Annotated in this window: 20 protein-coding genes; 9 read left to right on the top strand and 11 right to left on the bottom strand. The window is 67.5% G+C overall.

Annotated features, from left to right (window positions below; genetic code table 11):
• Positions 1-58 precede the first annotated feature (58 nt).
• The 7 genes from hflX to ACNFIA_RS12105 all read right to left on the bottom strand — a co-directional run bounded on the left by hflX (position 59) and on the right by ACNFIA_RS12105 (position 8,059).
• The gene (gene hflX / locus ACNFIA_RS12135) at positions 59-1,360 is read right to left on the bottom strand and encodes a ribosome rescue GTPase HflX (protein ID WP_416785081.1); all 1,302 of its coding nucleotides are present in this window, start codon (positions 1,358-1,360) and stop codon (positions 59-61) included.
• 12 nt (positions 1,361-1,372) lie between these two features.
• Positions 1,373-1,621, bottom strand: coding sequence for an RNA chaperone Hfq (hfq, locus tag ACNFIA_RS12130; protein ID WP_017520393.1), 249 nt, complete (start codon positions 1,619-1,621; stop codon positions 1,373-1,375).
• 106 nt (positions 1,622-1,727) lie between these two features.
• Entirely contained in the window at positions 1,728-2,690 is a 963-nt protein-coding gene (miaA, locus tag ACNFIA_RS12125) for a tRNA (adenosine(37)-N6)-dimethylallyltransferase MiaA (RefSeq protein ID WP_259757652.1), read from the bottom strand.
• 78 nt (positions 2,691-2,768) lie between these two features.
• Complete coding sequence (gene mutL / locus ACNFIA_RS12120; protein ID WP_416785079.1) at positions 2,769-4,673, bottom strand: DNA mismatch repair endonuclease MutL; 1,905 nt, start codon at positions 4,671-4,673, stop codon at positions 2,769-2,771.
• Complete coding sequence (amiB, locus tag ACNFIA_RS12115; protein WP_259757654.1) at positions 4,670-6,100, bottom strand: N-acetylmuramoyl-L-alanine amidase AmiB; 1,431 nt, start codon at positions 6,098-6,100, stop codon at positions 4,670-4,672. The genes mutL and amiB overlap by 4 nt, the downstream gene beginning before the upstream one ends.
• Positions 6,101-6,107: 7 nt before the next feature.
• Positions 6,108-6,575 carry a tRNA (adenosine(37)-N6)-threonylcarbamoyltransferase complex ATPase subunit type 1 TsaE gene (tsaE, locus tag ACNFIA_RS12110; RefSeq protein WP_259757655.1) on the bottom strand — a complete coding sequence of 156 codons (468 nt, stop codon included), beginning with the start codon at positions 6,573-6,575 and terminating at the stop codon, positions 6,108-6,110.
• Positions 6,563-8,059: an NAD(P)H-hydrate dehydratase gene (locus ACNFIA_RS12105; RefSeq protein WP_416785076.1), complete on the bottom strand. Its 1,497-nt coding sequence runs from the start codon at positions 8,057-8,059 to the stop codon at positions 6,563-6,565. Before ACNFIA_RS12105 ends, tsaE begins: the two co-directional genes overlap by 13 nt.
• Positions 8,060-8,210: 151 nt before the next feature.
• Here ACNFIA_RS12105 and queG point away from each other — a divergent pair, with 151 nt between their 5' ends.
• Positions 8,211-9,272 (top strand): tRNA epoxyqueuosine(34) reductase QueG, encoded by a 1,062-nt coding sequence (gene queG / locus ACNFIA_RS12100; protein ID WP_259757657.1) that lies wholly within the window; start codon positions 8,211-8,213, stop codon positions 9,270-9,272.
• Positions 9,273-9,374: 102 nt separating this feature from the next.
• On the opposite strand, the gene orn is transcribed toward queG, so the two are convergent.
• Positions 9,375-9,917 (bottom strand): oligoribonuclease, encoded by a 543-nt coding sequence (gene orn / locus ACNFIA_RS12095; protein WP_259757658.1) that lies wholly within the window; start codon positions 9,915-9,917, stop codon positions 9,375-9,377.
• An 89-nt stretch (positions 9,918-10,006) separates the two neighbouring features.
• Between orn and rsgA the strand changes: the two genes are divergently transcribed.
• The gene (gene rsgA, locus ACNFIA_RS12090; protein ID WP_259757659.1) at positions 10,007-11,038 is read left to right on the top strand and encodes a small ribosomal subunit biogenesis GTPase RsgA; all 1,032 of its coding nucleotides are present in this window, start codon (positions 10,007-10,009) and stop codon (positions 11,036-11,038) included.
• A gap of 162 nt (positions 11,039-11,200) precedes the next feature.
• Here the strand turns inward: rsgA and motB are convergent, their stop codons facing one another.
• Positions 11,201-12,259 (bottom strand): flagellar motor protein MotB, encoded by a 1,059-nt coding sequence (gene motB / locus ACNFIA_RS12085; protein ID WP_416785074.1) that lies wholly within the window; start codon positions 12,257-12,259, stop codon positions 11,201-11,203.
• Positions 12,260-12,274: 15 nt separating this feature from the next.
• Positions 12,275-13,126 carry a flagellar motor stator protein MotA gene (motA, locus tag ACNFIA_RS12080; protein ID WP_259757661.1) on the bottom strand — a complete coding sequence of 284 codons (852 nt, stop codon included), beginning with the start codon at positions 13,124-13,126 and terminating at the stop codon, positions 12,275-12,277.
• 121 nt (positions 13,127-13,247) lie between these two features.
• On the opposite strand from motA, the gene ACNFIA_RS12075 reads away from it, so the two are divergent.
• The 6 genes from ACNFIA_RS12075 to ACNFIA_RS12050 all read left to right on the top strand — a co-directional run bounded on the left by ACNFIA_RS12075 (position 13,248) and on the right by ACNFIA_RS12050 (position 21,700).
• Positions 13,248-14,771 (top strand): HDOD domain-containing protein, encoded by a 1,524-nt coding sequence (locus ACNFIA_RS12075; protein ID WP_416785072.1) that lies wholly within the window; start codon positions 13,248-13,250, stop codon positions 14,769-14,771.
• A 113-nt stretch (positions 14,772-14,884) separates the two neighbouring features.
• Positions 14,885-15,700, top strand: a complete 816-nt coding sequence (gene rhdA / locus ACNFIA_RS12070) for a thiosulfate sulfurtransferase (RefSeq protein ID WP_416785070.1) — start codon at positions 14,885-14,887, stop codon at positions 15,698-15,700.
• A gap of 3 nt (positions 15,701-15,703) precedes the next feature.
• A complete protein-coding gene (gene asd, locus ACNFIA_RS12065) occupies positions 15,704-16,573 on the top strand; it encodes an archaetidylserine decarboxylase (protein WP_259757664.1) in 870 nt (289 codons plus the stop codon).
• 74 nt (positions 16,574-16,647) lie between these two features.
• Complete coding sequence (locus ACNFIA_RS12060; RefSeq protein ID WP_416785067.1) at positions 16,648-17,625, top strand: HPP family protein; 978 nt, start codon at positions 16,648-16,650, stop codon at positions 17,623-17,625.
• Between the two features lie 128 nt (positions 17,626-17,753).
• Positions 17,754-19,562 (top strand): molecular chaperone, encoded by a 1,809-nt coding sequence (locus ACNFIA_RS12055; RefSeq protein ID WP_259757667.1) that lies wholly within the window; start codon positions 17,754-17,756, stop codon positions 19,560-19,562.
• A 65-nt stretch (positions 19,563-19,627) separates the two neighbouring features.
• Positions 19,628-21,700 (top strand): EAL domain-containing protein, encoded by a 2,073-nt coding sequence (locus tag ACNFIA_RS12050; RefSeq protein ID WP_416785065.1) that lies wholly within the window; start codon positions 19,628-19,630, stop codon positions 21,698-21,700.
• Positions 21,701-22,136: 436 nt separating this feature from the next.
• On the opposite strand, the gene serB is transcribed toward ACNFIA_RS12050, so the two are convergent.
• Positions 22,137-23,348 (bottom strand): phosphoserine phosphatase SerB, encoded by a 1,212-nt coding sequence (serB, locus tag ACNFIA_RS12045; protein ID WP_259757670.1) that lies wholly within the window; start codon positions 23,346-23,348, stop codon positions 22,137-22,139.
• Between the two features lie 224 nt (positions 23,349-23,572).
• Between serB and ACNFIA_RS12040 the strand changes: the two genes are divergently transcribed.
• Positions 23,573-25,138 carry an AhpA/YtjB family protein gene (locus ACNFIA_RS12040; protein WP_416785063.1) on the top strand — a complete coding sequence of 522 codons (1,566 nt, stop codon included), beginning with the start codon at positions 23,573-23,575 and terminating at the stop codon, positions 25,136-25,138.
• Position 25,139 lies beyond the last annotated feature (1 nt).

Below are 25,139 nucleotides of genomic sequence, written 5' to 3'. Positions count from 1 at the left end.
GCGCGCCCACCTATGCTACCGAATGCCCCTTACCCTGCCAAAAGCAGCGTGCCGGGCTTTATTGCAAAGTGTGTTGCGCAATGAACTCCGCCGGCTGCCAGCCTTCGCGGCTCACCATGCGGTTCAACTCGACACGCGGCAGGCGAACCTGCAAAACGGCGCGTCCCTGTTCGTCGTGGTTCTCCGACTGTACCGCACCCAGCTCGAAGAACTGAGCGCGCAGCCGTCCCAGGCGCTGCGGCAGGCACAGCGTTCCAACGAACATGTCCTCCCCCAGCAACTCGGCGATCGCCTGCTCCAGCAACTCCAGCCCGCGCGATTCCCGCGCCGACAGCCAGACGCGGACCGGCTTGCCCAGCTCGTCGCGCTGGATCATCGGCTGCATGTCCGGCAGCAGGTCGATCTTGTTGTACACCTCGAGCATCGGCAATTCGTTCGCGCCGATTTCCTTCAGCACCGCCAGCACCTGTTCGATCTGCGCGTCGCGATCGGGCTCGTGGGAGTCGATCACGTGCAGCAGCAGATCGGAGTTGCTGGACTCTTCCAAGGTAGCTCGAAACGCCTCCACCAGCTTGTGCGGCAGGTGACGGATGAAGCCCACGGTGTCGGCCAGCACGATCGGCCCGACATCATCCAGCTCCAGGCGGCGCAGGGTGGGGTCGAGGGTGGCGAACAACTGGTCGGCCGCATAGACCTCGGATGTGGTCAGCGCATTGAACAGCGTGGACTTGCCGGCGTTGGTATAGCCCACCAGGGACACCGCTGGAATCTCCGCACGGCGACGGCCGCGACGGGCCTGTTCGCGCTGGCTGCGGACCTTCTCCAGGCGGGATTTGATCTGGCGGATGCGTCCACGCAACAGGCGGCGGTCGGTTTCCAGCTGGGTTTCACCCGGGCCGCGCAGGCCGATACCGCCTTTCTGGCGCTCAAGGTGAGTCCAGCCGCGCACCAGGCGCGTGCTCATGTGCTCCAACTGGGCGAGCTCCACCTGCAGCTTGCCCTCATGGGTGCGGGCGCGCTGGGCGAAGATGTCGAGGATCAGACCCGTACGATCGAGCACGCGGCATTCGAGCGCTCGCTCGAGGTTGCGCTCCTGGCTCGGCGTGAGGGTGTGATTGAAGATGATCAGCTCGACCTTCTCGGCGTGGACGAGGTCGTGCAACTCTTCGACCTTGCCGGTGCCGATCAGGTACTTGGCTGAGGGCTGATGGCGCGAAATGCTGACGAAAGCAACCGATTCCGCGCCTGCCGAACGGGCAAGCTCCTGGAATTCCTGCGGGTCTTCGCGCGCCTCGGGGTCCTGACCTTCCAGATGGACCAGAATGGCCCGTTCCCCACCACCCGGGCGCTCAAAGAACAAGGCGGACTCCCGTCAAACGTTGCCCGGCTCGGCCGGTTGATCACCGGTGGGCAGGCGCACGGGGCGGCTGGGCACCACGGTGGAAATGGCGTGCTTGTAGACCATCTGGCTGACAGTGTTCTTCAGCAGGATGACGAACTGGTCGAAGGATTCGATCTGACCCTGCAGCTTGATGCCGTTGACCAGGTAGATGGAAACCGGAACGCGTTCTTTGCGCAGGGTATTGAGGTAAGGGTCTTGTAGCGAATGCCCTTTTGACATATGCCGCACTCCTTGTAAGGGTAAAAAACTGATTTAGTAGTAGTCGAATTTGGCTTAACGCCGTCCTGAACCCCAAGGATAGACGGCCGGAATTAAGGTCTCGAGCCTATATGGAGACCGCCTCAAAGTATTTCAAGGCACGCGGCAAATTGTCGCTTGCCTGGCTGTCCAACCAGTGTAGATCGCTCCAGCTGCGGAGCCAGGTGAACTGGCGCTTGGCCAGCTGCCGCGTGGCGATGACGCCGCGCTCCACCATGTCAGCGTAGGACAGTTTGCCCTCAAGGTAATCCCATACCTGTCGGTAGCCCACCGCCCTTATGGACGGCAGCCCCACGTGCAAGTCGTTCCTTGCGCGGAGGCGTTCGACCTCGGCGATGAAGCCCTGTTCCAGCATCTGGTCAAAACGTTGCGCGATACGCGCGTGCAACACCTGGCGCTGCAGAGGCGCGATCGCCAGATGAGCCACAGTATACGGTAATTGTCCACCGCCTTGCGCGCCGAAACCCGCATTTTCGCTCGCTTGGCGAAGGCGGTGTGCAGTCATGGATATACCGCTGACGCGAAAGACTTCGAGGGCCCGGACCAGCCGCTGAGGGTCGTTGGGGTGGATGCGCGCAGCCGATTCCGGATCGACTCGGGCCAATTCCTCGTGCAGGGCGCCCCAACCGTCGGCAGCAGCCCAGGCCTCCAGCTCGGCACGCACGGCGGGGTCTGCACTGGGCATGTCGGCCAGGCCTTCCAGCAACGCCTTGAAATACAACATGGTGCCGCCGACCAGCAACGGGATCTTCCCGGCTGCAGTGATCTCGGCCATCGCCGCCAGGGCATCGGCGCGGAATTCCGCCGCCGAATAGGCTTCGCTGGGGTCGCGGATGTCGATCAGGCGATGCGGGAACGCCTCCAGCACCTCGCGGGACGGCTTGGCGGTGCCGATGTCCATGCCGCGATAGATCAGCGCCGAATCAACGCTGATCAGCTCCACCGGCAGCAGGCGCGCCAACTCCAGCGCCAGGTCGGTCTTGCCGGCGGCGGTGGGGCCCATGAGGAAAATCGCGGGAGGCAGGGACATCGGTGGCTCGTTATTGCGCGCAGCTGAATCGTTTGGCGCGCAGTTTACTGCACTTTTCTGAACGCAGGCTTACGAAAATTAACGTCCGCGCAGGAATAGCTTGTCCAGTTCGTCGAGCCCCAGTTGGGTCCAGGTCGGCCGGCCGTGGTTGCACTGGCCGCTGCGCTCGGTCACTTCCATGTCGCGCAGCAGGCCGTTCATCTCCGGCAGGGTCAGGCGGCGATTGGCGCGCACGGCGCCGTGGCAGGCCATGGTGCCGAGCAACTCGTTGAGGTGCGCCTGGATGCGGTCGCTGGTGCCGTATTCCAGCAGGTCGGCGAGTACATCGCGCACCAGCTGGGTGGCCTCGGCCTGCTTGAGCAGCGCGGGAATCTGGCGGATCGCCAGGGTCTCCGGGCCAAGACGCTGCAGCTCGAAGCCCAGCCTGGAGAACCAGCTGCCGTGCTCCTCGGCGCAATCCGCCTCGCGCTCGCTGACGGCGATGGACTCGGGCACCAGCAGCGGCTGGCCGCGCAGCCCTTCGCTGGCCATGGCGGTCTTCAGGCGTTCGTACATGATGCGCTCGTGGGCCGCGTGCATGTCCACCAGCACCAGGCCGTGGGCGTTCTCCGAGAGGATGTAGATACCCTTGAGCTGCGCCAGGGCGTAACCCAGCGGCGGCACGTCCTGGCTGCTTTCCGGCAGGGCCTGCGGCGCCTGGTCGGGCAGCGGCGCGAAATAGGCCTTGTAGGCACCCTGGGCTTCCTGGATCGGCGGAATGTCCGGGCGTGTCGGTTGATAGCTGTAGCCACCGCCACCGCCCGAGCCGCCAGAAACCGCGCTCGGCTGCCAGGCACGCGCGGCGGCCGGCGCTTCCAGCACCGTCTCGGACAGGCGCATCTCGCCCTGCGGCCCGAACTCGCCGGCTTCCGCGCCGGTGGGGCGCGGCACGGTCAGGGTCGTCGCGCCCGGCGGGGCCAGCTGGTCGTCCGGCCGCACTTCGGCCAGCGCCCGGTGCAGGGTGCCGTAGAGGAAGTCGTGGACCATGCGGCTGTCGCGGAAACGCACTTCGTGCTTGGTCGGGTGGACGTTGACGTCCACCACCGCCGGGTCGACCTCGAAGAACAGCACGAAGGTCGGGTGCCGGCCGTTGTACAGCACGTCGCGGTAGGCCTGGCGCACCGCGTGGGCGACCAGCTTGTCGCGCACCATGCGGCCGTTCACGTAGAAATACTGCAGGTCCGGCTGGCTACGGGAGAAGGTCGGCAGGCCAACCCAGCCCCACAGGTGCAGGCCGTTACGCTCGACCTCGATGGGCAGCGCCTGCTCGAGGAAACCGGCGCTGCACACCGCGCCGACGCGGCGGGCGCGGGAGGCTTCGTCCTTGGCTTCATGCAGCGAGAGGATAGTCTTGCCGTTGTGGCGCAGGTGGAACGCCACGTCGAAGCGCGCCAGCGCCAGACGCTTGATGACTTCCTGCAGGTGATCGAATTCGGTCTTTTCGGCGCGCAGGAACTTGCGCCGCGCCGGGGTATTGAAGAACAGGTCGCGCACTTCGATGCTGGTGCCCACCGGGTGGGCCGCCGGCTTCACCGTGGACTCCATGTCGCGGCCCTCGACCTCCACCTGCCAGGCCTGGTCGGCATCGGCGGTGCGCGAGGTGAGGGTCAGGCGCGAGACGGAACTGATCGAGGCCAGCGCTTCGCCACGGAAGCCCAGGCTCATTACCCGTTCGAGGTCTTCCAGTTCGCGGATCTTGCTGGTGGCGTGGCGCGCCAGGGCCAGCGGCAGGTCGTCGGCGGGGATCCCGCTGCCATCGTCGCGCACGCGCAGCAGCTTGATGCCGCCCTGCTCGACTTCGACGTCGATGCGTTTGGCGCCGGCGTCCAGGCAGTTTTCCAGCAGTTCCTTGATAACCGAGGCGGGGCGCTCGACCACTTCGCCGGCAGCGATCTGGTTCGCCAGCCGCGGGGTCAGCAGCTGGATACGGCGGACCTCGCTCATTGCTGCGACGCCAGGGAGGTGCCGGGAATGCTCAGCACCTGGCCTGCCTTCAGCGTGTCGGTCTTCAGGCTGTTGGCACTGCGGATCGAGGCGGCGCTGACGTCATAGCGGCTGGCGATCATGCCCAGGCTCTCGCCGGCGCGCACCACGTGCTCGCGCGGTCCGGCGGGCAACTGGCCGCCATCGCGCAGCGAAGCGATGTAGGTGCCCGGCGGCGGGGTCTGTACGAAGTACTGCCGCACGCCGCTGGCGATGGAACGCGCCAGCGCCTGCTGGTGCGAGCCACTGGCCAACTTGGCGGATTCGTTGGGGTTGGAGATGAAGCCGGTTTCCACGAGGATCGACGGGATATCCGGGGACTTCAGCACCATGAAGCCGGCCTGTTCCACGCGGCGCTTGTGCAGCGGAGTGACGCGGCCGACGCTGGTCAGCACCTTGTGGCCGACGTCCAGGCTGGAGGACATGGTCGCGGTCATCGACAGGTCGAGCAGCACGCCGGCGAGCATCTTGTCCTTGTCGTCGAGGTTCACGCCGCCGTCGCCGCCGATGAGGTCGGAACGGTTTTCCGTGTCGGCCAGCCAGCGCGCGGTCTCGGACGTGGCGCCGCGGTCGGACAGGGCGAACACCGAGGCCCCGAAGGCGCTGCGGCTGGGGGCGGCGTCGGCGTGGATGGAGACGAACAGGTCCGCGCCCTTCTTGCGGGCGATCACCGTGCGGTTGCGCAGCGGGATGAAGTAGTCGCCGGTGCGCGTCAGCTCGGCGCGGAAGCCCTTCATCTGGTTAATCTGCCGCTGCAGTTCGCGGGCGATCGACAGGGTGATGTTCTTCTCGTGCAGGCCGTTCGGGCCCAGGGCACCGGGGTCTTCGCCGCCGTGGCCGGCGTCGATGGCGATCACGATGTCGCGCTTGCCGCCGGTGCTGGGGGCGGGAATCTTGGTGACCGACTGCGCCGGGCTGACCGGCGTGGCGGGCACGCTGGGGGTCGGCGTCGCCGGGACGTCCGGGGCGATGTCGGCACCCTGGTCATACAGATCGACGACCAGGCGGTTGCCGTACTGCTGGTTCGGCGGCAGCACGAAGCTCTTGGGCGTGACCTGGTTCTTCAGGTCCAGCACCAGACGCAGGTCGGTGGGGGTGCGTTGGGCGGAGCGCATCGCGGTGATCGGGGTATTGCCGAGCTTGAGCTTGTCGAGGGCGGCGGACATCTGCGCACCGTTGATATCGACGACGATGCGGTTGGGCGCGCTCAGGGTGAACAGACTGTGCTGCACGGGCCCGGACAGATCGAACACCAGGCGTGTGTTGTCCGGCGCGCGCCAGATGCGCACGCTCTTGATTTGCGTGGCGGCAGAAACTTCGCCGGCAAAGAATGCCAGCAGAACGGACACCCCGATAAACAACGCCCGAAGGCGCAACCCCCAACCCATCTTTTTTCTATGCTCCCGTGGCCAGGGCGGCACACCAGGCTTCGCCCCGTGTTCCGTGCGGGTCGAGGCGCAGCATGCGTCCGCCCGCATGCGGAACAATGGTAATGTCCATGTCGGCCTTTGGCAAAATGCCTTTGCCGCGCTCCGCCCACTCGATCAGGCACAGCGCGTCGCCCTCGAAATAGTCGCGGATGCCGAGGAACTCCAGTTCCTCCGGGTCGGCCAGTCGGTAGAGGTCGAAGTGGAAGGCGCGAACCTCGCCGATTTCGTAGGGCTCGACCAGGGTGAATGTCGGACTTTTCACCGCTCCGCCATGGCCCAATCCCCGCAGGATGCCGCGCGACAGCGTGGTCTTGCCCGCCCCCAGGTCGCCGTGCAGGTAGATCACCCCGCGCCCGGCGGTTGCCTCGGCAAGGCGCCGGCCCAGGTCGACCATGGCCTCTTCGCCATCGGCAAACAGATTCAGTTCAGGCATGGGGACAGCTCCTCGAGCAACTGACGAACGGCAGGAATCAGATCGGCGGCCGCCAGCCCGCGACCTTGCGCGCCAAGCGACTCGCCGGCGCACGCATGCAACCAGACGGCCAGGCAAGCGGCGTCGAACACTGGCAACCCCTGCGCCAGCAGCGCACCGAGGATGCCGGACAGCACGTCGCCCAGCCCGGCGCCGGCCATGGCGGGGTGACCGTGATTGCACAGCGCCAGGCGGCCATCGGGGGATGCGACCAGGCTGCCAACGCCCTTGAGCACCACCACCGCCTGATAGCGCTGCGCCAGCGCGTGGGCGGCTTTGGGCCGGTCCGCCTGGACCTCGGCGGTGGACATGCCCAGCAGCCGCGCCGCTTCGGCCGGGTGCGGGGTGATGACCCAGTCGCCGGACGGACGCGCGACCAGGCCTTCGGCCAGCAGGTTGAGCGCGTCGGCATCCCACACCTGTCGGCGCGCGAGGCTCGCTGCGGCGCTGACCAGCACCCGCCCCCAGGCTTCGCGACCGACGCCAGGGCCGACCACCAGCAGATCGGCGCGCTCGGCCAGGCGCAGCAACTCGGCGGAAGAGGAGACGCCGCGCGCCATCAGCTCGGGCCGGCGAGCCAGTGCAGCGGGTACGTGGGCGGCCCGGGTCGCCAGGGACACCAGCCCGGCGCCGCAGCGCAGCGCGCTCTCGGCGGCCAGCAGAACGGCGCCGCCCATGCCGGTATCGCCACCGATCACCAGCGCATGGCCGAACAGGCCCTTGTGCCCAGCCTTCGGGCGCGCTGCCAGGCGCGGCAGCGAATCCGCCGCGAGGCGAACGGCGGCGCCCGCAGAGGGAAGCAGCGCAGGGTCGGCGTCGAGCCCGTCGAAAACCAGCTCGCCGCAGCAATCAGGGCCGCTGGCCGTGAACAGGCCGAGGTTGAGGCCGATGAAGGTCACGGTCAGGTCGGCCATCACCGCGCCGCCGAGCACCTGCCCGGTGTCGGCGCTCAGGCCGGAGGGAATGTCCACCGCCAGCACCGGCAGCCCGCTGGCATTGATCGCGGCGATGGCCGACGCGTAGGGCTCCCGCACCGGGCCTCCCAGGCCGGTGCCGAGCAGGGCGTCCACCAGCACGCCGCGCAGCTCGGCGCCGTCGCTCCAGGGGGCAACGTCCACCCCGGCCGAGCGCGCCTCGCCATGGGCCGCGGCGGCGTCGCCCGACAGGCGGGAGACATCCCCCACCGCCAGCACGCGCACGCGCCAGCCGGCGCGCATGGCCAGGGCAGCGATGAGATAACCGTCGCCGGCGTTGTTGCCGTGGCCGGCCAGCACGGTGACCTCGCCGGCATCCGGCCACTGGCGGCGCAGGGCGCGCCAGGCGGCATGGGCGGCGCGGCGCATCAGTTCGAAGCCGGGCGTGCCGGCGGCGATCAGGCGCGCGTCGAGGTCGCGCACCTGCTGGGCACTGTAGAGATTCAGGGGCAGATCGTCGTGGGCAATCATCGCGGTTCCGGGCGGCAGGATGTGTCGCCTTGGAGACGGATCAAACGCCGGCGCGCGGCGTATTTTGAACCTCTCCTGGCGTACGGACGGGCCGACGCCGGCTGGGTCTGGCAGAATTATACGCACCCCCGACTTCGCTTTCCCGCCTTCCATGCACGATTCGACGCTCGACTATGACGACCTCGCCCTCTCCATCAAGGACTGGGGGCGCGAACTCGGCTTCCAGCAGGTCGGCATCAGCGGGCTGGACCTGGAGGCCCACGGCGAGCACCTGCAACGCTGGCTGGAGGCGGGCTACCACGGCGAGATGGACTACATGGGCGCCCACGGCAGCAAGCGCTGGCGGCCGGACGAACTGGTGCCCGGCACCCTGCGCGTGGTGTCGCTGCGCATGGATTACCTGCCCGGCGACACGCGCATGGCACAGGTGCTGGGCGACCCGGAGAAAGCCTATGTATCGCGCTACGCCCTGGGCCGCGACTACCACAAGCTGATCCGCAAGCGCCTGCAGCAACTGGCCGAGCGCATCCAGCAGCAGATCGGACCATTTGGCTTTCGCGCCTTCGTCGACAGCGCGCCGGTGCTGGAGAAGGCCATCGCCGAGCAGTCGGGGCTGGGCTGGATCGGCAAGAACACCCTGGTGCTCAACCGCAAGGCCGGCAGTTACTTCTTCCTCGGCGAGCTGTTCACCGACCTGCCGCTGCCGGTGGACCCGCCCCACGGCACGGAGCACTGCGGGCGCTGCTCGGCCTGCCTGGACATCTGCCCCACCGCTGCCTTCGTGGCGCCGTATGTGCTGGACGCGCGGCGCTGCATTTCCTACCTGACCATCGAGCTGAAGGGTTCGATCCCCGAAGAACTGCGCCCACTGATCGGCAACCGCGTGTTCGGCTGCGACGATTGCCAGATGGTCTGCCCGTGGAACCGCTTCGCCCGCGCCACCGACCAGGGCGACTTCCAGCCGCGCCACAGCCTGGACAACGCCGCGCTGGCGGCGCTGTTCCTGTGGACGGAGGAAGAATTCCTCAGCCGCACCGAAGGTTCGCCGTTGCGGCGCGCCGGTTACGAGCGCTGGCTGCGCAATCTGGCCGTGGGGCTGGGCAATGCGCCCTCGACCATCCCGGTGATCGAGGCCCTGCGCGCGCGCCGGGCATTCCCCTCGGAACTGGTGCGCGAGCACGTGGAGTGGGCGCTGGCACGGCACAACGTTTGACGCGATGGCTTTTCGTAGGAGCGAGCTTGCTCGCGAACCAGCCCCGCAGCGGGATTCATGTTCGCGAGCAAGCTCGCTCCTACAAGAGCAGAATCGCTCCGCTTACACCTTGATGAAATGCTCGCGGTAGTAGCGCAGCTCGGCGATGGATTCGCGGATGTCGTCCAGCGCCAGGTGGGTGTTGCCCTTCTTGAAGCCGTCACGCACCGCCGGCGCCCAGCGCGCGGCCAGTTCCTTGAGGGTGGAGACGTCCAGGTTGCGGTAGTGGAAGTAGCCTTCCAGCTTGGGCATGTGGCGGTAGAGGAAGCGGCGATCCTGGCAGATGCTGTTGCCGCAGATCGGCGAGCTGCGCTTGGGCACCCACTTCTCGAGGAAGGCGATGGTCATCGCTTCGGCCTCGGCGGCGGAAATGTTGCTTTCGCGCACCCGCTGGGTCAGGCCGGACTGGCCGTGCTGGCGGGTGTTCCACTCGTCCATGCCGGCGAGCAGTTCCTCGCTCTGGTGCACGGCGATCACCGGGCCTTCTTCGAGAATGTTCAGGTCGCTATCCGTGACGATGGTCGCCATCTCGATGATGACGTCCTTGTCCGGGTCCAGACCGGTCATTTCCAGGTCGATCCAGATCAGGTTCTGTGGGTTCTGCATGATGGGGCTCCTCAGCTCAGCCCTCTAGTTTAGCGGGAAGCACACCGCCGCATGCTAAACTCCGCCGCGATTTTCCCTGTGGATACCCTATGGCCAAGCGTCACCTCACCCGCCGGCAGAGCTGGCGGATCGAAAAAGTCCAGGAAGAACGCGCTGCGCGCGCGGCGAAGCGCGAGTCGCGCGCCCTGGAAGAACTGGAAGGCGGCGACCTCGGCCCGGAACAGACCGGCCAGGTGATCGCCCACTTCGGGGTGCAGGTGGAGGTCGAGGCCCAGGAAGGCGACCACGCCGGCGAAGTGTTCCGCTGCCACCTGCGCGCCAACCTGCCGCCGCTGGTGACCGGCGACCAGGTGGTCTGGCGCCCGGGCAACCAGGGCATCGGCGTGATCGTCGCGCAGCTGCCGCGCACCTCCGAGCTCCGCCGCCCGGACATGCGCGGCGTGCTCAAGCCGGTGGCGGCCAACGTCGACCGCATCGTCATCGTCTTCGCCCCGCGCCCGGAGCCCCACGCCAACCTGATCGACCGCTACCTGGTGGCCGCCGAGCACGCCGGCATCAAGCCGCTGCTGCTGTTGAACAAGGCCGACCTGATCGACGAGCAGAACGCGCCCTTCCTCGATTCGCTGCTGGGTACCTACCGCGAGCTGGGCTATCCGCTGCTGGAGGTGTCGGCCTTCAACGGCCTGGCGCTGGACGCCCTGCGCGCGGCGCTGAACGAACACGTCAGCGTGTTCGTCGGCCAGTCGGGCGTGGGCAAGTCGTCGCTGGTGAATGCGCTGCTGCCGGGCGTCGACACCCGCGTCGGCGACCTGTCGGAAGTCACCGGCAAGGGCACCCACACCACCACCACCGCGCGGCTGTTCCACTTCCCCGCCGGCGGCGACCTGATCGACTCCCCCGGCATCCGCGAATTCGGCCTCGGCCATGTCAGCCGCGACGACGTGGAAGCGGGCTTCATCGAATTCCACGACCTGCTCGGCCACTGCCGCTTCCGCGACTGCAAGCACGACCGCGAACCGGGCTGTGCACTGCTCAAGGCGCTGGAAGACGGACGCATCTCGCCGCAGCGGATGGCGAGCTACCGGCACATCCTCGCGAGCCTGCCCGAAGACGAATATTGATCGGCGGATGACGACTTGCCCTGATCTGTAGGAGCGAGCTTGCTCGCGAACAAGCTCCACTGCGATGCGGTTCGCGAGCAAGCTCGCTCCTACGAAGAGCCAGCATATCCGTGATCTGGCCATAACGAAGAAGGCCAGCGTTTCAGCTGGCCTTTTCGTTCATCACTGCTGCTTGTTCAGCTCGTCGAGCTTGAGCGTGCCGCCGTCGTCGAACAGGTTGAGCTTCTGCTTGAGCTGGTCCGGCGGCAGCGGGTCGCCCTGGCCGGCCGCCGGCTTGGCCGGCGCGGCGTTGGGCGCCTCCGGAGCGACGCCTGGGGCTGCCGGGGCAGCAGCGGCCTTGTCAGCGCCGCCATCCTGCCCCTCGATGGCACGCTGGGCCTTCTTGGTCAGGACGATGATGTCGATGCGGCGGTTCACCGGGTTGAGCGGCTTGTCGCGGTCGAACAGCGCGGACGAGGCATAGCCGACCACCCGGGCGATCTGGTCTTCCGGGTAGCCGCCGGCTTCCAGCGCCCGCCGCGCGGCGTTGGCGCGGTTGGCGGACAGCTCCCAGTTGCCGAACTCGCCGTTGCCGGCGTAGGGCTTGGCGTCGGTGTGGCCGCTGATGCTGATCTTGTTCGGCACCTGCTTGATGGTCTCGGCCAGCGCCAGCAGGATGTCCTCGAAGTACGGCTGCAGGCGCGCGCTGCCCAGGTCGAACATCGGCCGGTTGTCCGAGTCGACGATCTGGATGCGCAGGCCGTCCTGGGTGATCTCGAAGAGAATCTGGTCCTTGAAGCGCTTCAGCGTCGGGTTCTCGTCGACCTTGTTCTGCAGCTCCTGCAGCAACAGCTCCAGACGCTCCTTCTCCACCTGCTCGGCGACGTCCTGGGCCTGCTGCTCGTTGATCTTGGCGTTCTCGTCCGGGTTGACCCGCGTCTCGTCGGCATCCGGCTGGGCCTGGATCTGCGGGTTCAGGGTCTTGTCCGGCGCCGGCGTCGGCGTGCCGCCCAGGTCGATGACGTAGGGGCTGGCGCTCTCGGTGAAGCCGATGGGGTCCTGGAAATAGCCGGAGATGGCCTTCTTCTGCTCCGGCGTGGCCGAAGACAGCAGCCAGAGCACGAGGAAGAACGCCATCATGGCGGTGGCGAAGTCGGCGAAGGCGATCTTCCAGCCACCGCCATGGTGGCCGGCGGCATAGCGCTTGACGCGCTTGACGATGATCGGCTGGTTGTTATCCATGCGTCAGACGCCCCATCAGCGACCGCGAACGGCCTGCTCCAGTTCGCTGAAGCTCGGGCGGTGCGCCGGCAGCAGCACCTTGCGGCCGAACTCCACGGCCAGCGACGGCGGCATGCCGGAGGCGGACGCCACCAGGCAGGCCTTGATCGCTTCGTAGAGGTTCAGCTCTTCCTTGGCGTCGTGCTCCAGGGCGTTGGCCAGCGGGCCGACGAAGCCGTAGGCGGCGAGAATACCGAGGAAGGTGCCTACCAGCGCCGCGGCGACGTGGTGGCCGATCTCGGCCTGGCTGCCCTGGCCGAGCAGGGCCATGGTGATCACGATGCCCAGTACCGCGGCGACGATACCGAAGCCCGGCAGGGCGTCGGCGACACGGGTCACGGCGTGGGCCGGGTGCTCCAGGTCCTCCTTGAGGCTGCCCAGCTCCATGTCGAACAGGCCTTCCAGCTCGTGGGGCGCCATGTTGCCGGAGGACATGATGCGCAGGTAGTCGCAGACGTACGCCGTCATGCGTTCATCCTTGAGCACGGCCGGGTACTTGCTGAAGATCGGGCTGGCGGCCGGATCCTCGACGTCGGCCTCGATGGCCATCATGCCTTCGCGGCGGCTCTTGTTGAGCACCTCGTAGAGCATCCCCAGCACTTCCAGGTAGAAGGTGTGGGTGAAGCGGTTGCCGAACATCTTCGGCGCCTTCTTCAGCACGGTCATGAAGGTGCTGCCGGGGTTGGCCTGGAGGAAGGCACCCAGCGCCGCGCCGCCGATGATCAGCACTTCGAACGGCTGGATGATGGCCGCGATCTTGCCGCCGGAGAGCATGTAGCCGCCGAGGACGCTGCCCAGAATGACGATGATGCCGATGATTTTTGCCATGGGGACCGGACTGAAACGGTGAACAGAAAGAGAGGCATGATTCCCGCCTCCCTGTTGTTATCGGAGATTTCGGGCAAGACTATAGGCCGAAAACACTAAAAACCAGTTCGGCGCCTCACGCATGCCCAAGCAAATGCTTCATCCCGAGCGTCTCAAGGCCTGGCTTACCCAGCTGGAAGATCTGCCGTTGCCGGTTCCGCTGGAGCAGCGGGATGACATTCGCCGGGCGCTGAACGACAGCCGCCGCTCGATCCGCGACATCGCCGAGCTGCTGCAGGACGCGCCGACGCTGGCCTTCGCCATCCTGCGCGAGGCCAACCGCGCGCCCAGCGCCCGGGACAACCCGGCGGAAAGCCTGGAGGTCGCCCTCAACCGCCTGGGCTTGTCCCGCGCCAGCCAGTTGCTGGAGCGCCTGCCGGCGGTGCCGGAAGCACAGATGCCGCGCGCCCTGAACCAGTTGCTGCTGATCAGCCGCCACGCCATGCAGCAGGCCAGCGGCCTGTTCGCCAACCGTCTGGCGCGGCTCTGGCAGGAAATCCACTGGGGCAGCCTGTTCACCCTCGCGCCACTGTGGGCACTGGCCACCGCCAGGCCGGAATTGGTGGAGAATTGGCAACGCCAGGTCTACGGACTGGGCCGCTGCAGCAGCGAAGTCGAGGAGGAGCTGCTCGGCACCCCTCTGCTGCCGCTGTGCCGCGCGCTGGCCGACAGCTGGCGATTGCCGGACTGGGTCGGCCAGGGCTATGCCCTGCTCAGCGACGACAAGCGCCTGCTGGTGCGCGCCCTGCACGTCGCCCACACCGAACTCGAACCGCTGGGCCAGCAGCAGCGCCTGGACGCCGATCCGGAACTGCAACGCTGGCTGACCCGCCCGGCCAACACCATCCTGCTGGCCAACAGCCTCGCCATGGCGGCGCACCAGTCCTGGGGCGGCGTGCACATGCTGCGCTGGCAGCGCCTGACCAGCCTGTACTTGCAGATGCCCCTGGAGGAGCTGCAGCAGACCGTCCACGGCCTGGCCGCGCAAAGCGCCCGCCGCCACGCCCGCCCGTTGCTCTGGCACCCGGCCGAGGCGCTCCTCTGGCCCTGGGATGCGCGCCGCTGGCTCAATGGCCCGAAGGCCGAGGAACCGGCCAAGGCCCCGGACACCCTCGAAGACTGGCGCCGCCAGTGTGCCCGGCTGATGCAGACGCCCAGCCCGTTCGGCAACGCCGTGCAGTTGCTCGATTGCGCCAGCGCCGCCCTGCAGGCCTGCGGGCTGCAACGCGGGATGATCCTGCTGGCCGACAAGGGCGGCGGCTGGTTGCAGGCGCGCCGGCACTTCGGCCTGGACAGCGAGATCGGCGACTTCAAGCTGGAGGTCGCCGCCAGCCCGGTGCTGCGCAAACTCCTGCAACAACCCGGGCAGTTGCGCCTGAGCCCGGCGAACATCGCGGAATTCTCGGCCCTGATTCCCGGCACACTGAAGGCGCTGCTTCCCAGCGAACACCTGCTGCTGCGCTCGCTGGGCAACGGCGTGCGCGTGGTCATGCTGGTGGTCTGCGACCGCCACGGCCAGCCCCTGGCCGACCTGCACGCCCAGGCCTTCGGCCGCACCGTGCAGTGCATCGAGCACGCGGTGAAGCAGATGGCGCGGGGCGCCTGATCCGGAAAGGTTTGCGCCCCGCCGCGTCCCCTTTAAACTAACCGCCCTCAAGGGGTAGCCCAGGGCGCGAGCTCACGTTGCCTCCCCCACTGCTCTCGCCGGGAGACTCCGACATGTCCGCCTTTTCCGCCCTGCCCCTGGTGATCGAACCGGCTGACCTCGCCAGCCGCCTCGATGCCCCCGAACTGATCCTGGTCGACCTGACCAGCGCCGCGCGCTACGCCCAGGGCCACATCCCCGGCGCCCGTTTCGTCGCCCCCGCGCGCACCCAGCTGGGCGGCACGCCGGCGCCGGGCCTGCTGCCGGCCAAGGCCGACCTGGAAGCGCTGTTCGGCGAACTGGGCCACAACCCCGATGCCGTCTACGTGGTCTACGACGACGAAGGCGGCGGCTGGGCCGGCCGCTTCATCTGGCTGCTGGACGTGATCGGCCACGACAAGTACCACTACGTCGACGGCGGCCTGCACGCCTGGCTCGCCGATGGCCTGCCGCTGAGCGAAGACGTCCCCGCGCCCGCCGGCGGCCCGCTGCCGCTGACCCTGCACGACGAACCCACCGCTACCCGCGAATACCTGCAGAGCCGCCTGGGCGCCGCCGACCTGGCCGTCTGGGATGCGCGCAACCCCAGCGAGTACAGCGGCCAGAAAGTACTCGCCGCCAAGGGCGGGCACGTGCCCGGCGCCGTGAATTTCGAATGGACCGCCGGCATGGACCCGGCCCGCGCCCTGCGCATCCGTACCGATATGCCGCAGATCCTCCAGGACCTGGGCATCACCAAGGACAAGGAAGTGATCACCCACTGCCAGACCCACCATCGTTCCGGCTTCACCTACCTGGTGGCCAAGGCCCTCGGCTATCCGCGGGTCAAGGGCTATGCCGGTTCCTGGTCGGAATGGGGCAACCATCCCGACACCCCCGTAGAGGTTTAAGGAATGTCGTTCAAAGATCGTCTGTTCATCCTCGCCCAGTACCTGCTGCCGCATCACCTGCTGTCGCGCCTGATCGGCTGCGCCGCCGAATGCCGCGCGCCCTGGTTCAAGGACCGCCTGATTCCCTGGTTCGCCCGCCGCTACCAGGTGGACATGCGCGAGGCCCAGGTCGAGGACCTGCGCGCCTATGAGCACTTCAATGCCTTCTTCACCCGCGCCCTGAAAGACGGCGCCCGCCCGCTGGACGAAACCCCCGGCGCGGTGCTCAGCCCCGCCGACGGCGCCATCAGCCAGCTCGGCCCCATCGAGCACGGCCGCGTGTTCCAGGCCAAGGGCCACAGCTACAGCCTGATGGAACTGCTGGGCGGCGACGCCGAGCGCGCCGCGCCGTTCATGGGCGGCGACTTCGCCACCGTCTACCTGTCGCCCAAGGACTACCACCGCGTGCACATGCCGCTGGCCGGCACCCTGCGCGAAATGGTCTACGTGCCGGGCCGGCTGTTCTCGGTGAACCAGCTCACCGCCGAGCAGGTGCCGGAGCTGTTCGCTCGCAACGAGCGCGTGGTGTGCATCTTCGACACCGAGCGCGGGCCGATGGCGGTGGTGCTGGTGGGCGCGATGATCGTCGCCTCCATCGAAACCGTCTGGGCCGGCCTGGTCACGCCGCCCAAGCGCGAGCTGAAATCGTTCGCCTACGACGAAGCCTCCCGTGCGCCGATCCACCTGGAGAAGGGCGCCGAGCTGGGCCGCTTCAAGCTGGGCTCCACCGCCATCGTGCTGTTCGGCCCCGAGCAGGTCAGCTGGGCGGAAAACCTCGCCGCCACCAGCGCCGTGCGCATGGGTGAGCGCCTGGGTGGCGCTCGCCAGGGCTGACGCCCGCCTCCATAAGACGGGCGGCCGACGAGCCGCCCGCCAATGCTTCTCGCCTCATCGTGTCTGCTCCTGCCATGAAACGCTTCCTGCACCTGATGGGCTGGCGCGCCAACGCCACCAGCCATCTGGAAAAATGGCTCTCCGCGATCGGAGCGCTGTGCGGCATCGCCGCCATCTATGCCGTCACCCACTGGGTATTGCCCAGTGAAGCGGCCATCTGGGTCGTCGCTTCCATGGGCGCCAGCGCCGTGCTGCTGTTCGCCGTGCCCCACGGGGCGCTGTCGCAGCCCTGGGCCGTGCTGGGCGGCCAGGTGCTCTCGGCCATCGTCGGGGTGCTCTGCCAGACACTCTTCCCTGACCAGCCCTTCACCCCGGCCCTCGCGGTCGCGGCGGCGATCCTGGTCATGCACTACGCGCGCTGCATCCATCCGCCAGGCGGCGCCACCGCGCTGGCGGCGGTCTCCGGCGGCCCGGCGATCACCGCCCTGGGCCTGCACTACGTGCTCAGCCCGGTGCTGCTCAATGTGGCGCTGATCCTCGTCGTCGCCGTGCTGTTCAACGGCCTGTTCGCCTGGCGCCGCTACCCCGCGCCGCTGGCGCGCCTGCCGGCCACGCCGACGCTGCCGGCCGGCCCGGCGCCGGAAGACCTCTACCACGCGCTGCGCAAGATGGATTCCTACATCGACGTGCAGTTCGACGACTTGCTGAAGATCCTCCAGCTGGCCCAGGAGCACGCCCAGGCGCAGCGCCTGACGCCCGAGGACATCCTGCTCGGCGCCCGCTACAGCAATGCCCTGATCGGCGACGCCTGGGCCGTGCGCCAGGTGATCGACGACCACCCGGACAAGCGCGGCCGCCAGGACCAGGTGGTCTACAAGGTGGTTGCCGGCGCCGGCAAGGGCAACACCGGCGTCTGCCGGCGCCAGGACCTGCTCGACTGGGCCGCCCACCCGGTGATCCCCCAGGGCGACGGCTGGGTGCGCAGCAGCGCCCAGGACTCGGCGCAGGACGCCCTGCAACGCCAGCTCAAGGGCGAAACGCCGCGAGCGTGACCTGTCCGCGCACCATCCGGGCGATGGGCTGCGGCGGGCGACGGATGCTGCTAGAGTTCGGAAAAAGCCGACAGTAATGACCAACCGGTTCGTACAACGGGCCGGATTGTGGAGAAATCATTTCCGCCATGGACAACAGTCCCCAGCAGTTTCTACGTGTACCCACCCCGTCGCACGAGAGCCTGAGCTTCTGCAACGCCAACACGCGCGAGCTGAAATACTGGCTGGATCACCTGCCCAAGGCCAACCTCGGGGAGACCGCCCGCCAGCTCTACCAGGGTCTGATCGAGCTCAACCAGCTCAAGCTGCCGGTAGAGGCGCGCCTGCAATTGCTGGAACTGTTCCGCCCGGAAGTCCACTTCGTCTGCCATAACCTGGAGCGGCACTTCCTCAACCAGTCCATCGTCCTGGACGAGCGTCCGCGCAAGGTCGCCAACCTCTGCCAGGCCCTGCAGAACCACCTGGCCATCGGCTACAAGCTGATCGTCGTGCGCGAGGCCTCGCGCTTCACCCGCGAGCGCGCGCAGGTGATGACCGCCGCCATCCAGCGCGCCATCCGCAGCCTCAGCGGCCCGCTGGTGCGCGCCTCGCAACTGTACTGCCCGGTGCCCGAGCACCTGTGGCTGGAACTCCACCAGCTCTACCAACTGGCCCGTCAGCACGGCCTGCAGCACACCCCGGTGCGCGATGCGCTGGCGCGCCAGGCGCAGGGCCTGTCCATCGAGCACGCCTACCTGGTGGCGCTGATGCTCGGTTCCGCGCGCTGCAACCAGATGCGCCAGAACAACATCGCCCGCGTCGCCGAAGCGCTCGAAGGCTGGGCCGCACAGGTAAAGGTGCAGGCGGCCGATGCGCCCTCCACCCTGTTCGTGGTGGTGCCGCAGGTGGATGGCCCGCCGCGCTACCGCACCCTGTTCAAGGACAGCGATCTCACCGGCGCCCTGGGCATCGACCCGCAGCCGCTGGTGGACGTGATCCGCGAATACCTCCTGCTGCCGCCGGAAAACCGCGCCCAGGCACGCCTGAAGGTGCCTGAAGGCGTCAGCATCGACCTGCTGCAACACCTCGCGGCGGCCTGGGGCGACATCGCCGAACGCACCTTCCACCGCACCCCCGGCCAGGGCCAACTGACCCTGTGCATCGGCATGAGCGCCCTGCACTACTTCCTCGCCGGGCGGAAGAACTTCGCCGACCTGCTCAAGCTGCAGGTCGAACTCCAGGCACCCACCTTCAAGACCGAAGTGAAGGACGCCTGGGCCGGCGCCTTCGACGCCCAGAAGGTCAACGACTGGCAACCCGGCATGCCGCTGGAAGAGATCGAATACACCGCCCCGCGCGCCGGCGACGACTCAGGCCTGGGCGTCGCGGCGCAAACCCCGCGCGACGACTACCCGGTGTACACCCTGGCCATCGTCAACCACAGCCCCGGCGGCTACTGCCTGACCTGGCCGAAGGACATCCCCAGCCAGTTGCAGGCGGGCGAGCTGCTCGGCATCCAGGACACCCCGGAGCATGGCTGGAGCGTCGCCGTGGTGCGCTGGATCCGCCAGGTCCGCGGCGGCGGCACGCAGATGGGCATCGAACTGATCGCCCCGCTCGCCCAGCCCTGCGGCCTGCAACTGCTGCGCAAGACCGAACAGGGCAGCCAGTACCTGCGCGCCCTGCTGCTGCCGGAGATCGCCGCGATCTCCCGGCCGGCCACCGTCATCACCCCGCGCCTGCCCTTCCAGGAAGGCAACCGCGTGCAGCTCAACCTGCACGGCGACGAGCGCCGCGCCACGCTGACCCGCAAGGTCACCGCCACCGCCAGCTTCACCCAGTTCGAATACCAGGCGCAGGACGCGGCCGGCGTCCCGAGCGATAAGCCCATCACAGGGACGAACGCTCGCAGCCCAGGCGGGGAGGAAGACTTTGACTCGCTGTGGAAGTCTCTGTAGATTCCGAAGGCTCCCCTTTCGTCGCCTTTTTGCTGCCGCCCAGCGCGGTATAAGCAGCCTTCCCCATGGCCAATGAAAAGAAAACCATCCGCCTGCTGATCCTGGAAGACTCGCAAAATGAAGCCGAGCGCCTGGTCAGCCTGTTCCGCAACGCCGGTCGCGCGACCCGCGTCCATCGCATTACGTCCAGCGAAGACCTGACGGAGATCCTGCCCCAGGGCTGGGACCTGCTGATCGCCGCCCCCGAGGCCGAGGCGCTGGATCCCAGCGAAGCGCTGGGCGCGATCCGCCGCCAGGCCAAGGACATCCCCTTCATCCAGCTGGTCAGCGGCAACGACTCCGACGCCGTGACCGAGGCCCTGGCCCTCGGCGCGCAGGATGCCCTGCCGCAAGGCGAGGACGAGCGCCTGATCCTGGTGGCCAACCGCGAGCTGGCCAACCTCGAGGAACGCCGTGCGCGGCGCTCTGCCGAAGTTGCCCTGCGCGAGGCGGAGAAACGCTGCCAACTGCTGCTGGACAGCTCGGTGGACGCCATCACCTACGTCCACGACGGCATGCACATCTACGCCAACCGCGCCTACGTCGGCCTGTTCGGCTACGAAGACGCCGAGGAACTCGAAGGCATGCCGATGATCGACCTGATCGCCGGCTGCGACCAGGCCACCTTCAAGGATTTCCTCAAGGGTTACCAGACCACCGAAGACAACGCCGAACTGGCCTGCAGCGGCATCCGCAGCGACGGCCAGACCTTCGCCGCGCGCATGACCTTCTCGCCGGCCACCTATGACGGCGAGCCGTGCATCCAGGTGGTGATCCGCGCCGAAACCGGCAACGCCCAGCTCGAGGAAAAACTCCGCGAGGTCAGCAGCCAGGACCTGGTCACCGGCCTGTTCAACCGCGCCCACTTCCTCAACCTGATGGATGGCGCCGTGGAGCGCGCCGTCACCGCCGGCCAGCCAGCGACCTTCGCCTACATGCTGCTCGACCGCGCCCAGGCACTGCAGCTCGACCTCGGCGTCGCCAGCATCGACCTGCTCCTGGCGGACCTGGGCAACCTGCTGCGCGGCCAGTTCCCCGAGCCGGCCCAGCTGGCGCGCCTGAGCGACGACGTGTTCGCCGTGCTGCTGCCGGGGGAAACCCCGGAGCAATCGGCGCCGCGCTTCAGCGCGCTGCTGAAGAAGGTCGAGGGCCACCTGTTCGACATCCATGGGCGCACCGCCCAGGTCACCCTGTCCATCGGCACCGCCGGGCTGGACGAGAAGACCACCCGCGCCCAGGACGTGATCGAGCGCGCCCACCGCGGCGCCGACGACGTGGCGCAGAAGGATGGCAACGGCCTGAAGGTCTACAACCCGGCCGATGAACTCGCCGCTGCTGCCTACCGTGGCGACATCGTCGCGATCATCCGCCAGGCGCTGGAGCAGAACAGCTTCCGCCTGCTGTTCCAGCCGATCATCAGCCTGCGCGGCGACACCCACGAGCACTACGAAGTGCTGCTGCGCCTGCTCAACCCGCAGGGCGAGGAAGTGCCGCCGGCAGACTTCCTCAATGCCGCCAAGGCCAGTGGCCTGGCCGAGAAGATCGACCGCTGGGTGCTGCTCAATTCCATCAAGCTGCTGTCCGAACACCGCGCCAAGGGCCACGAGACCAAGCTCTTCGTGCACCTCTCCGGCCCCAGCCTGCAAGACCCGGAGCTGCTGCCGTGGCTGAGCGTGGCGCTGAAGGCCTCGCGCCTGCCGGCCGATGCGCTGATCGTGCAGATCAGCGAGCCGGACGCCATCGCCTACCTGCGCCAGGCCAAGCTCCTCAGCCAGGGCCTGGCCGAGCTGCATTGCCAGATCGCGCTGTGCCAGTTCGGTTGCGCACTCAACCCGTTCAACACGCTCAAGCACATGAACGTCGACTTCGTGAAGGTGGACGGCTCCTACGTGCAGGACCTGAACAGCGCGGACAACCAGGAAAACCTCAAGACCCTGATGGCCAGCCTGCACGCCCAGGCCAAGCTGACCATCGTGCCCATGGTGGAAAGCGCCAGCGCCCTGGCCACCCTGTGGCAGGCCGGCGCCAACTACATCCAGGGCCGCTACCTGCAGGGGCCGAGCCAGGCGATGGACTACGACTTCGCCTCGGACGAATAACCCGAACGAACCTGTAGGAGCGAGGGGGACGCCATCGTCATTGCTCGCGAACCACTCGGTCATGGGGCAGTTCGGCGCTGGGCGTGATCGATCGCGGACAGAGTCCGCTCCTACCTGAAAATCGCGCCGGGGCGTGCCCTCTCCCCCGCCCTGGCTACGCGCCCCGCTCCGAAGGGAGAGGGAGCTGTCCGTGCCGGCTGACGCTAAGGTTTCATCCTGCACCATACGGTCCCCTCTCCCTTCAGGGAGAGGGTTAGGGAGAGGGAAATACAGGCACGAGCTTTCAGAGAGACAGTTGCTCCCACACCCAACCTGAACGTAGGAGCGGACTCCGTCCGCGATCGGGTTCGCTTCATGCCGAGGCCACCAGCGCCTGCGCAAAACAAAAAGCCGCCCCTCGGGGCGGCTTTTTCATTACGTCGTCGATCCGCGCGGATCAGGCACCTTCGCGATCACGGAAGCCGAGCAGGTAGAGGATGCCGTCCAGCCCCAGGGTGGAGATCGCCTGCTTGGCCGACTGCTTGACCAGCGGCTTGGCGCGGAAGGCCACGCCCAGGCCGGCCAGGCCGAGCATCGGCAGGTCGTTGGCGCCGTCGCCCACGGCAATCGTCTGCTCCAGCTGCAGGCCTTCCTTCGCCGCCAGCTCGCGCAGCAGGTCGGCCTTGCGCTGGGCATCGACGATGGGTTCGATGGCCACGCCGGTCAGCTTGCCGTCGACGATCTGCAGTTCGTTGGCGAACACGTAGTCGATGCCCAGCTTCGCCTGCAACTGCTTGGCGAAGTAGCTGAAGCCGCCGGACAGGATGGCCGTCTTGTAGCCCAGGCGCTTGAGTTCGGCGAACAGGGTCTCCGCGCCTTCGGTCAGGCGCAGCGACGCACCGATTTCTTCCAGAACGTCCTCGGAAAGGCCCTGAAGCAATGCCAGACGTTCCTTGAAGCTCGCCCGGAAATCCAGTTCACCACGCATGGCGCGTTCGGTGATTTCCGACACCTTGTCGCCGACGCCGGCCGCCTTGGCCAGCTCGTCGATGACCTCGGCCTCGATCAGCGTCGAGTCCATGTCGAACACCGCCAGGCGGCGGTTGCGGCGGAACACCGAGTCCTGCTGGAAGGCGATGTCGACGTTCAGCTCCTGCGCCACGCTGAGGAACTCGGCGCGCAGGGCGGCCGGGTCGGCCGGCTCGCCGCGCACGGAGAACTCGATGCAGCCCTTGCCCTCGTCGGCCGGCATGTCCAGCGGCATGCGCCCGGACAGGCGATCGATCTGGTCGATGTTCAGGCCGTACTTGGCCGTGATCGAACTGACCCGCTGCAGTTGCTCGGCGGTGACCCGGCGCGTCAGCAGCGTGACGATGTGGCGCGGCTTGCCCTGGCCACCGACCCACTGCCGGTAGTCGTCTTCGGACACCGGGGTGAAACGCACCTGCTGGTCCAGCTTGTAGGCCGTGAACAGCACGTCCTTGAGCACCGACGAGGCCCGCTCGTTATCCGGGATTTCCACCAGGATGCCGAAGGACAGGGTGTCGTGGATCACCGCCTGGCCGATGTCGAGGATGTTCACACCACCCTGCGCCAGGACGCCGGTAATGGCCGCGGTGAGGCCGGGGCGGTCTTCCCCGGTGATGTTGATCAGGACGATCTCGCGCAAGGCGCTGTCTCCGCCATGGAAAAAAGGCCGACATTCTACCTGCTTTCACCGCCGGCGGATGCTCCGCTCGCCCGCCCGGATGGCGTCGCCGCCGATCGGAATGCACGACAGATGGGCGCGCCACGCCGACTTTCGCCGCCTTGACAGTGCCTGCGACGCTTTGCCCCCCGGTAGGGCCTCGTTATACTGCCCCGCATCTGCCCTTAAAGAAGACCGAGCCCGCTGTGACCCGGCCCACGTCCGTCAAGCCCGACAATTTCTTCCTGCTGCTGTTCCACGCCCTGCGCCAGCGCCGCGTGCCGATCGCCTTGCGCATCGCCATCCACGGCCTGTTGCTGGTGGCCGCCGCCCTGGTGATCTACGCCTGGGTGATGGGCATGCAGTTCAAGCAGGCCATGCAGCAGCAGGCCGACGCCCTCGGCCAAAGCCTGACCACGCAGACCGCGCAATCGGCGACCGAGCTGCTGGTGTCCAACGACATCCTTAGCCTCAACGTGCTGCTCAACAACCTGACCAAGAACCCGCTGGTGGCCCACGCGGCGATCTACAGCGTGGACAACCGCATCCTCGCCGAGTCCGGCACGCGGCCCAAGCAGGGCCTGCTGGGCGATGCCGAAGGCCTGTATTCCACGCCGATCACCTTCCAGGAAGTGATCGCCGGCCACCTGCGCATCAGCCTCGACATGCACCAGTTCGAGCAGCCGATGACCGTCAGCCTGCAGAGCATGGGGCTGATCAGCCTGATCCTGCTGTTGCTCACCCTGACCTTCGGCCTGCGCCTGGGCCGGCAGATTTCCACGCCACTGCTGCAGCTGCGTGTCTGGCTGCGCGATCCGGACGACCCCGCGCCGGGCGTCGGCCTGCAGAACGAGATCGGCGACCTCGCCCGCCAGTTGCAGGCACGCCTGGTGCCGGAGAAGCCGCCAGCGCCCGAGCCGGTGGTCAGCGCCCCGGCGCCGCGTGCGAAAGCGCCCGCCAAGGCCGCCGTGAAGGAACCGCTGCTGGAAGGCGCCGACGCCACTGACGAACACGAGTTCGACGAGAACATCTTCTCCGACGACGAACTGCTCGCCCCCGCCGCACGCCGCAAAGCCGCTGCCGACACCGACGACGACTTCCCCGAGGACGACTTCGAGCCCGCGGTCGAAGAAGAGGCTGACGACGAGATCGGTGTCGAGGAAGAGGAACCCGAGGCCGAGCCGGAACCGCTTTCCACCGGCACAAGCGCCGTGCTCGCGGTGCAGCTGGGCGCCCAGGAACAACTGCGCCGACTGCCGCGCCCGCGCCTGGTCGACCTGCTGCAGCGCTACCGCGATTGCCTGGAGCAGGCCGCGCGCCTGTACAAGGGCACGCTCTACACCCTCAACGACGGTGGCAGCCTGATTCTCTTCCACAGCCGCGACCAGGACGAGGAATTCCTCACCAACGCCCTGTGCTGCGGCGAGCTGATGCGCGCCCTGGGCCACGCCCTGCAGATCGAAGTGGCCGACAGCGGCATCACCCTGCAGCTACAGCTGGGCCTGGTGCTGGGCGAAGACATCGCCGAGCTGGAACAGCCCGAGCTGCTGGAGAACTCCGCCGCCCAGGACGCCCTGGCCCTGAGCCAGCACAGCCGCAACCTGCTGCTGGTGGAAAAATCCATCGGCGACGATGAAAAAGTCCGCGAACGCGCGCGCATCCGTCCCATCGCCAGCCCGGAAAACGCCTGCTGCGTGGAATGGCTGAAGGAACCCTACCCCTCCATGCTCGAACGCCAGCTGTCGCGCATGCGGGCGCTGCGCACCAGCTGAC

This window comes from Pseudomonas sp. NY15437, assembly GCF_048068435.1.
In the GTDB taxonomy this organism is placed as follows: domain Bacteria; phylum Pseudomonadota; class Gammaproteobacteria; order Pseudomonadales; family Pseudomonadaceae; genus Pseudomonas; species Pseudomonas nitroreducens_B.
Note: the sequence above shows the minus strand (reverse complement) of the source record. Positions and strands in the feature narration are given on the sequence as shown.

What these genes read in the sequence shown, in the direction of transcription:
- motA (WP_259757661.1), bottom strand. Translation starts at nt 13,126, where the DNA reads ATGGCAAAAATCATCGGCATCATCGTCATTCTGGGCAGCGTCCTCGGC.
- rhdA (WP_416785070.1), top strand. Translation starts at nt 14,885, where the DNA reads ATGTCCGCCTTTTCCGCCCTGCCCCTGGTGATCGAACCGGCTGACCTC.
- queG (WP_259757657.1), top strand. Translation starts at nt 8,211, where the DNA reads ATGCACGATTCGACGCTCGACTATGACGACCTCGCCCTCTCCATCAAG.
- ACNFIA_RS12050 (WP_416785065.1), top strand. Translation starts at nt 19,628, where the DNA reads ATGGCCAATGAAAAGAAAACCATCCGCCTGCTGATCCTGGAAGACTCG.
- ACNFIA_RS12075 (WP_416785072.1), top strand. Translation starts at nt 13,248, where the DNA reads ATGCCCAAGCAAATGCTTCATCCCGAGCGTCTCAAGGCCTGGCTTACC.
- motB (WP_416785074.1), bottom strand. Translation starts at nt 12,259, where the DNA reads ATGGATAACAACCAGCCGATCATCGTCAAGCGCGTCAAGCGCTATGCC.
- tsaE (WP_259757655.1), bottom strand. Translation starts at nt 6,575, where the DNA reads ATGCCTGAACTGAATCTGTTTGCCGATGGCGAAGAGGCCATGGTCGAC.
- asd (WP_259757664.1), top strand. Translation starts at nt 15,704, where the DNA reads ATGTCGTTCAAAGATCGTCTGTTCATCCTCGCCCAGTACCTGCTGCCG.
- ACNFIA_RS12055 (WP_259757667.1), top strand. Translation starts at nt 17,754, where the DNA reads ATGGACAACAGTCCCCAGCAGTTTCTACGTGTACCCACCCCGTCGCAC.
- amiB (WP_259757654.1), bottom strand. Translation starts at nt 6,100, where the DNA reads ATGGGTTGGGGGTTGCGCCTTCGGGCGTTGTTTATCGGGGTGTCCGTT.
- orn (WP_259757658.1), bottom strand. Translation starts at nt 9,917, where the DNA reads ATGCAGAACCCACAGAACCTGATCTGGATCGACCTGGAAATGACCGGT.
- rsgA (WP_259757659.1), top strand. Translation starts at nt 10,007, where the DNA reads ATGGCCAAGCGTCACCTCACCCGCCGGCAGAGCTGGCGGATCGAAAAA.
- ACNFIA_RS12060 (WP_416785067.1), top strand. Translation starts at nt 16,648, where the DNA reads ATGAAACGCTTCCTGCACCTGATGGGCTGGCGCGCCAACGCCACCAGC.
- miaA (WP_259757652.1), bottom strand. Translation starts at nt 2,690, where the DNA reads ATGTCCCTGCCTCCCGCGATTTTCCTCATGGGCCCCACCGCCGCCGGC.
- mutL (WP_416785079.1), bottom strand. Translation starts at nt 4,673, where the DNA reads ATGAGCGAGGTCCGCCGTATCCAGCTGCTGACCCCGCGGCTGGCGAAC.
- ACNFIA_RS12105 (WP_416785076.1), bottom strand. Translation starts at nt 8,059, where the DNA reads ATGATTGCCCACGACGATCTGCCCCTGAATCTCTACAGTGCCCAGCAG.
- hfq (WP_017520393.1), bottom strand. Translation starts at nt 1,621, where the DNA reads ATGTCAAAAGGGCATTCGCTACAAGACCCTTACCTCAATACCCTGCGC.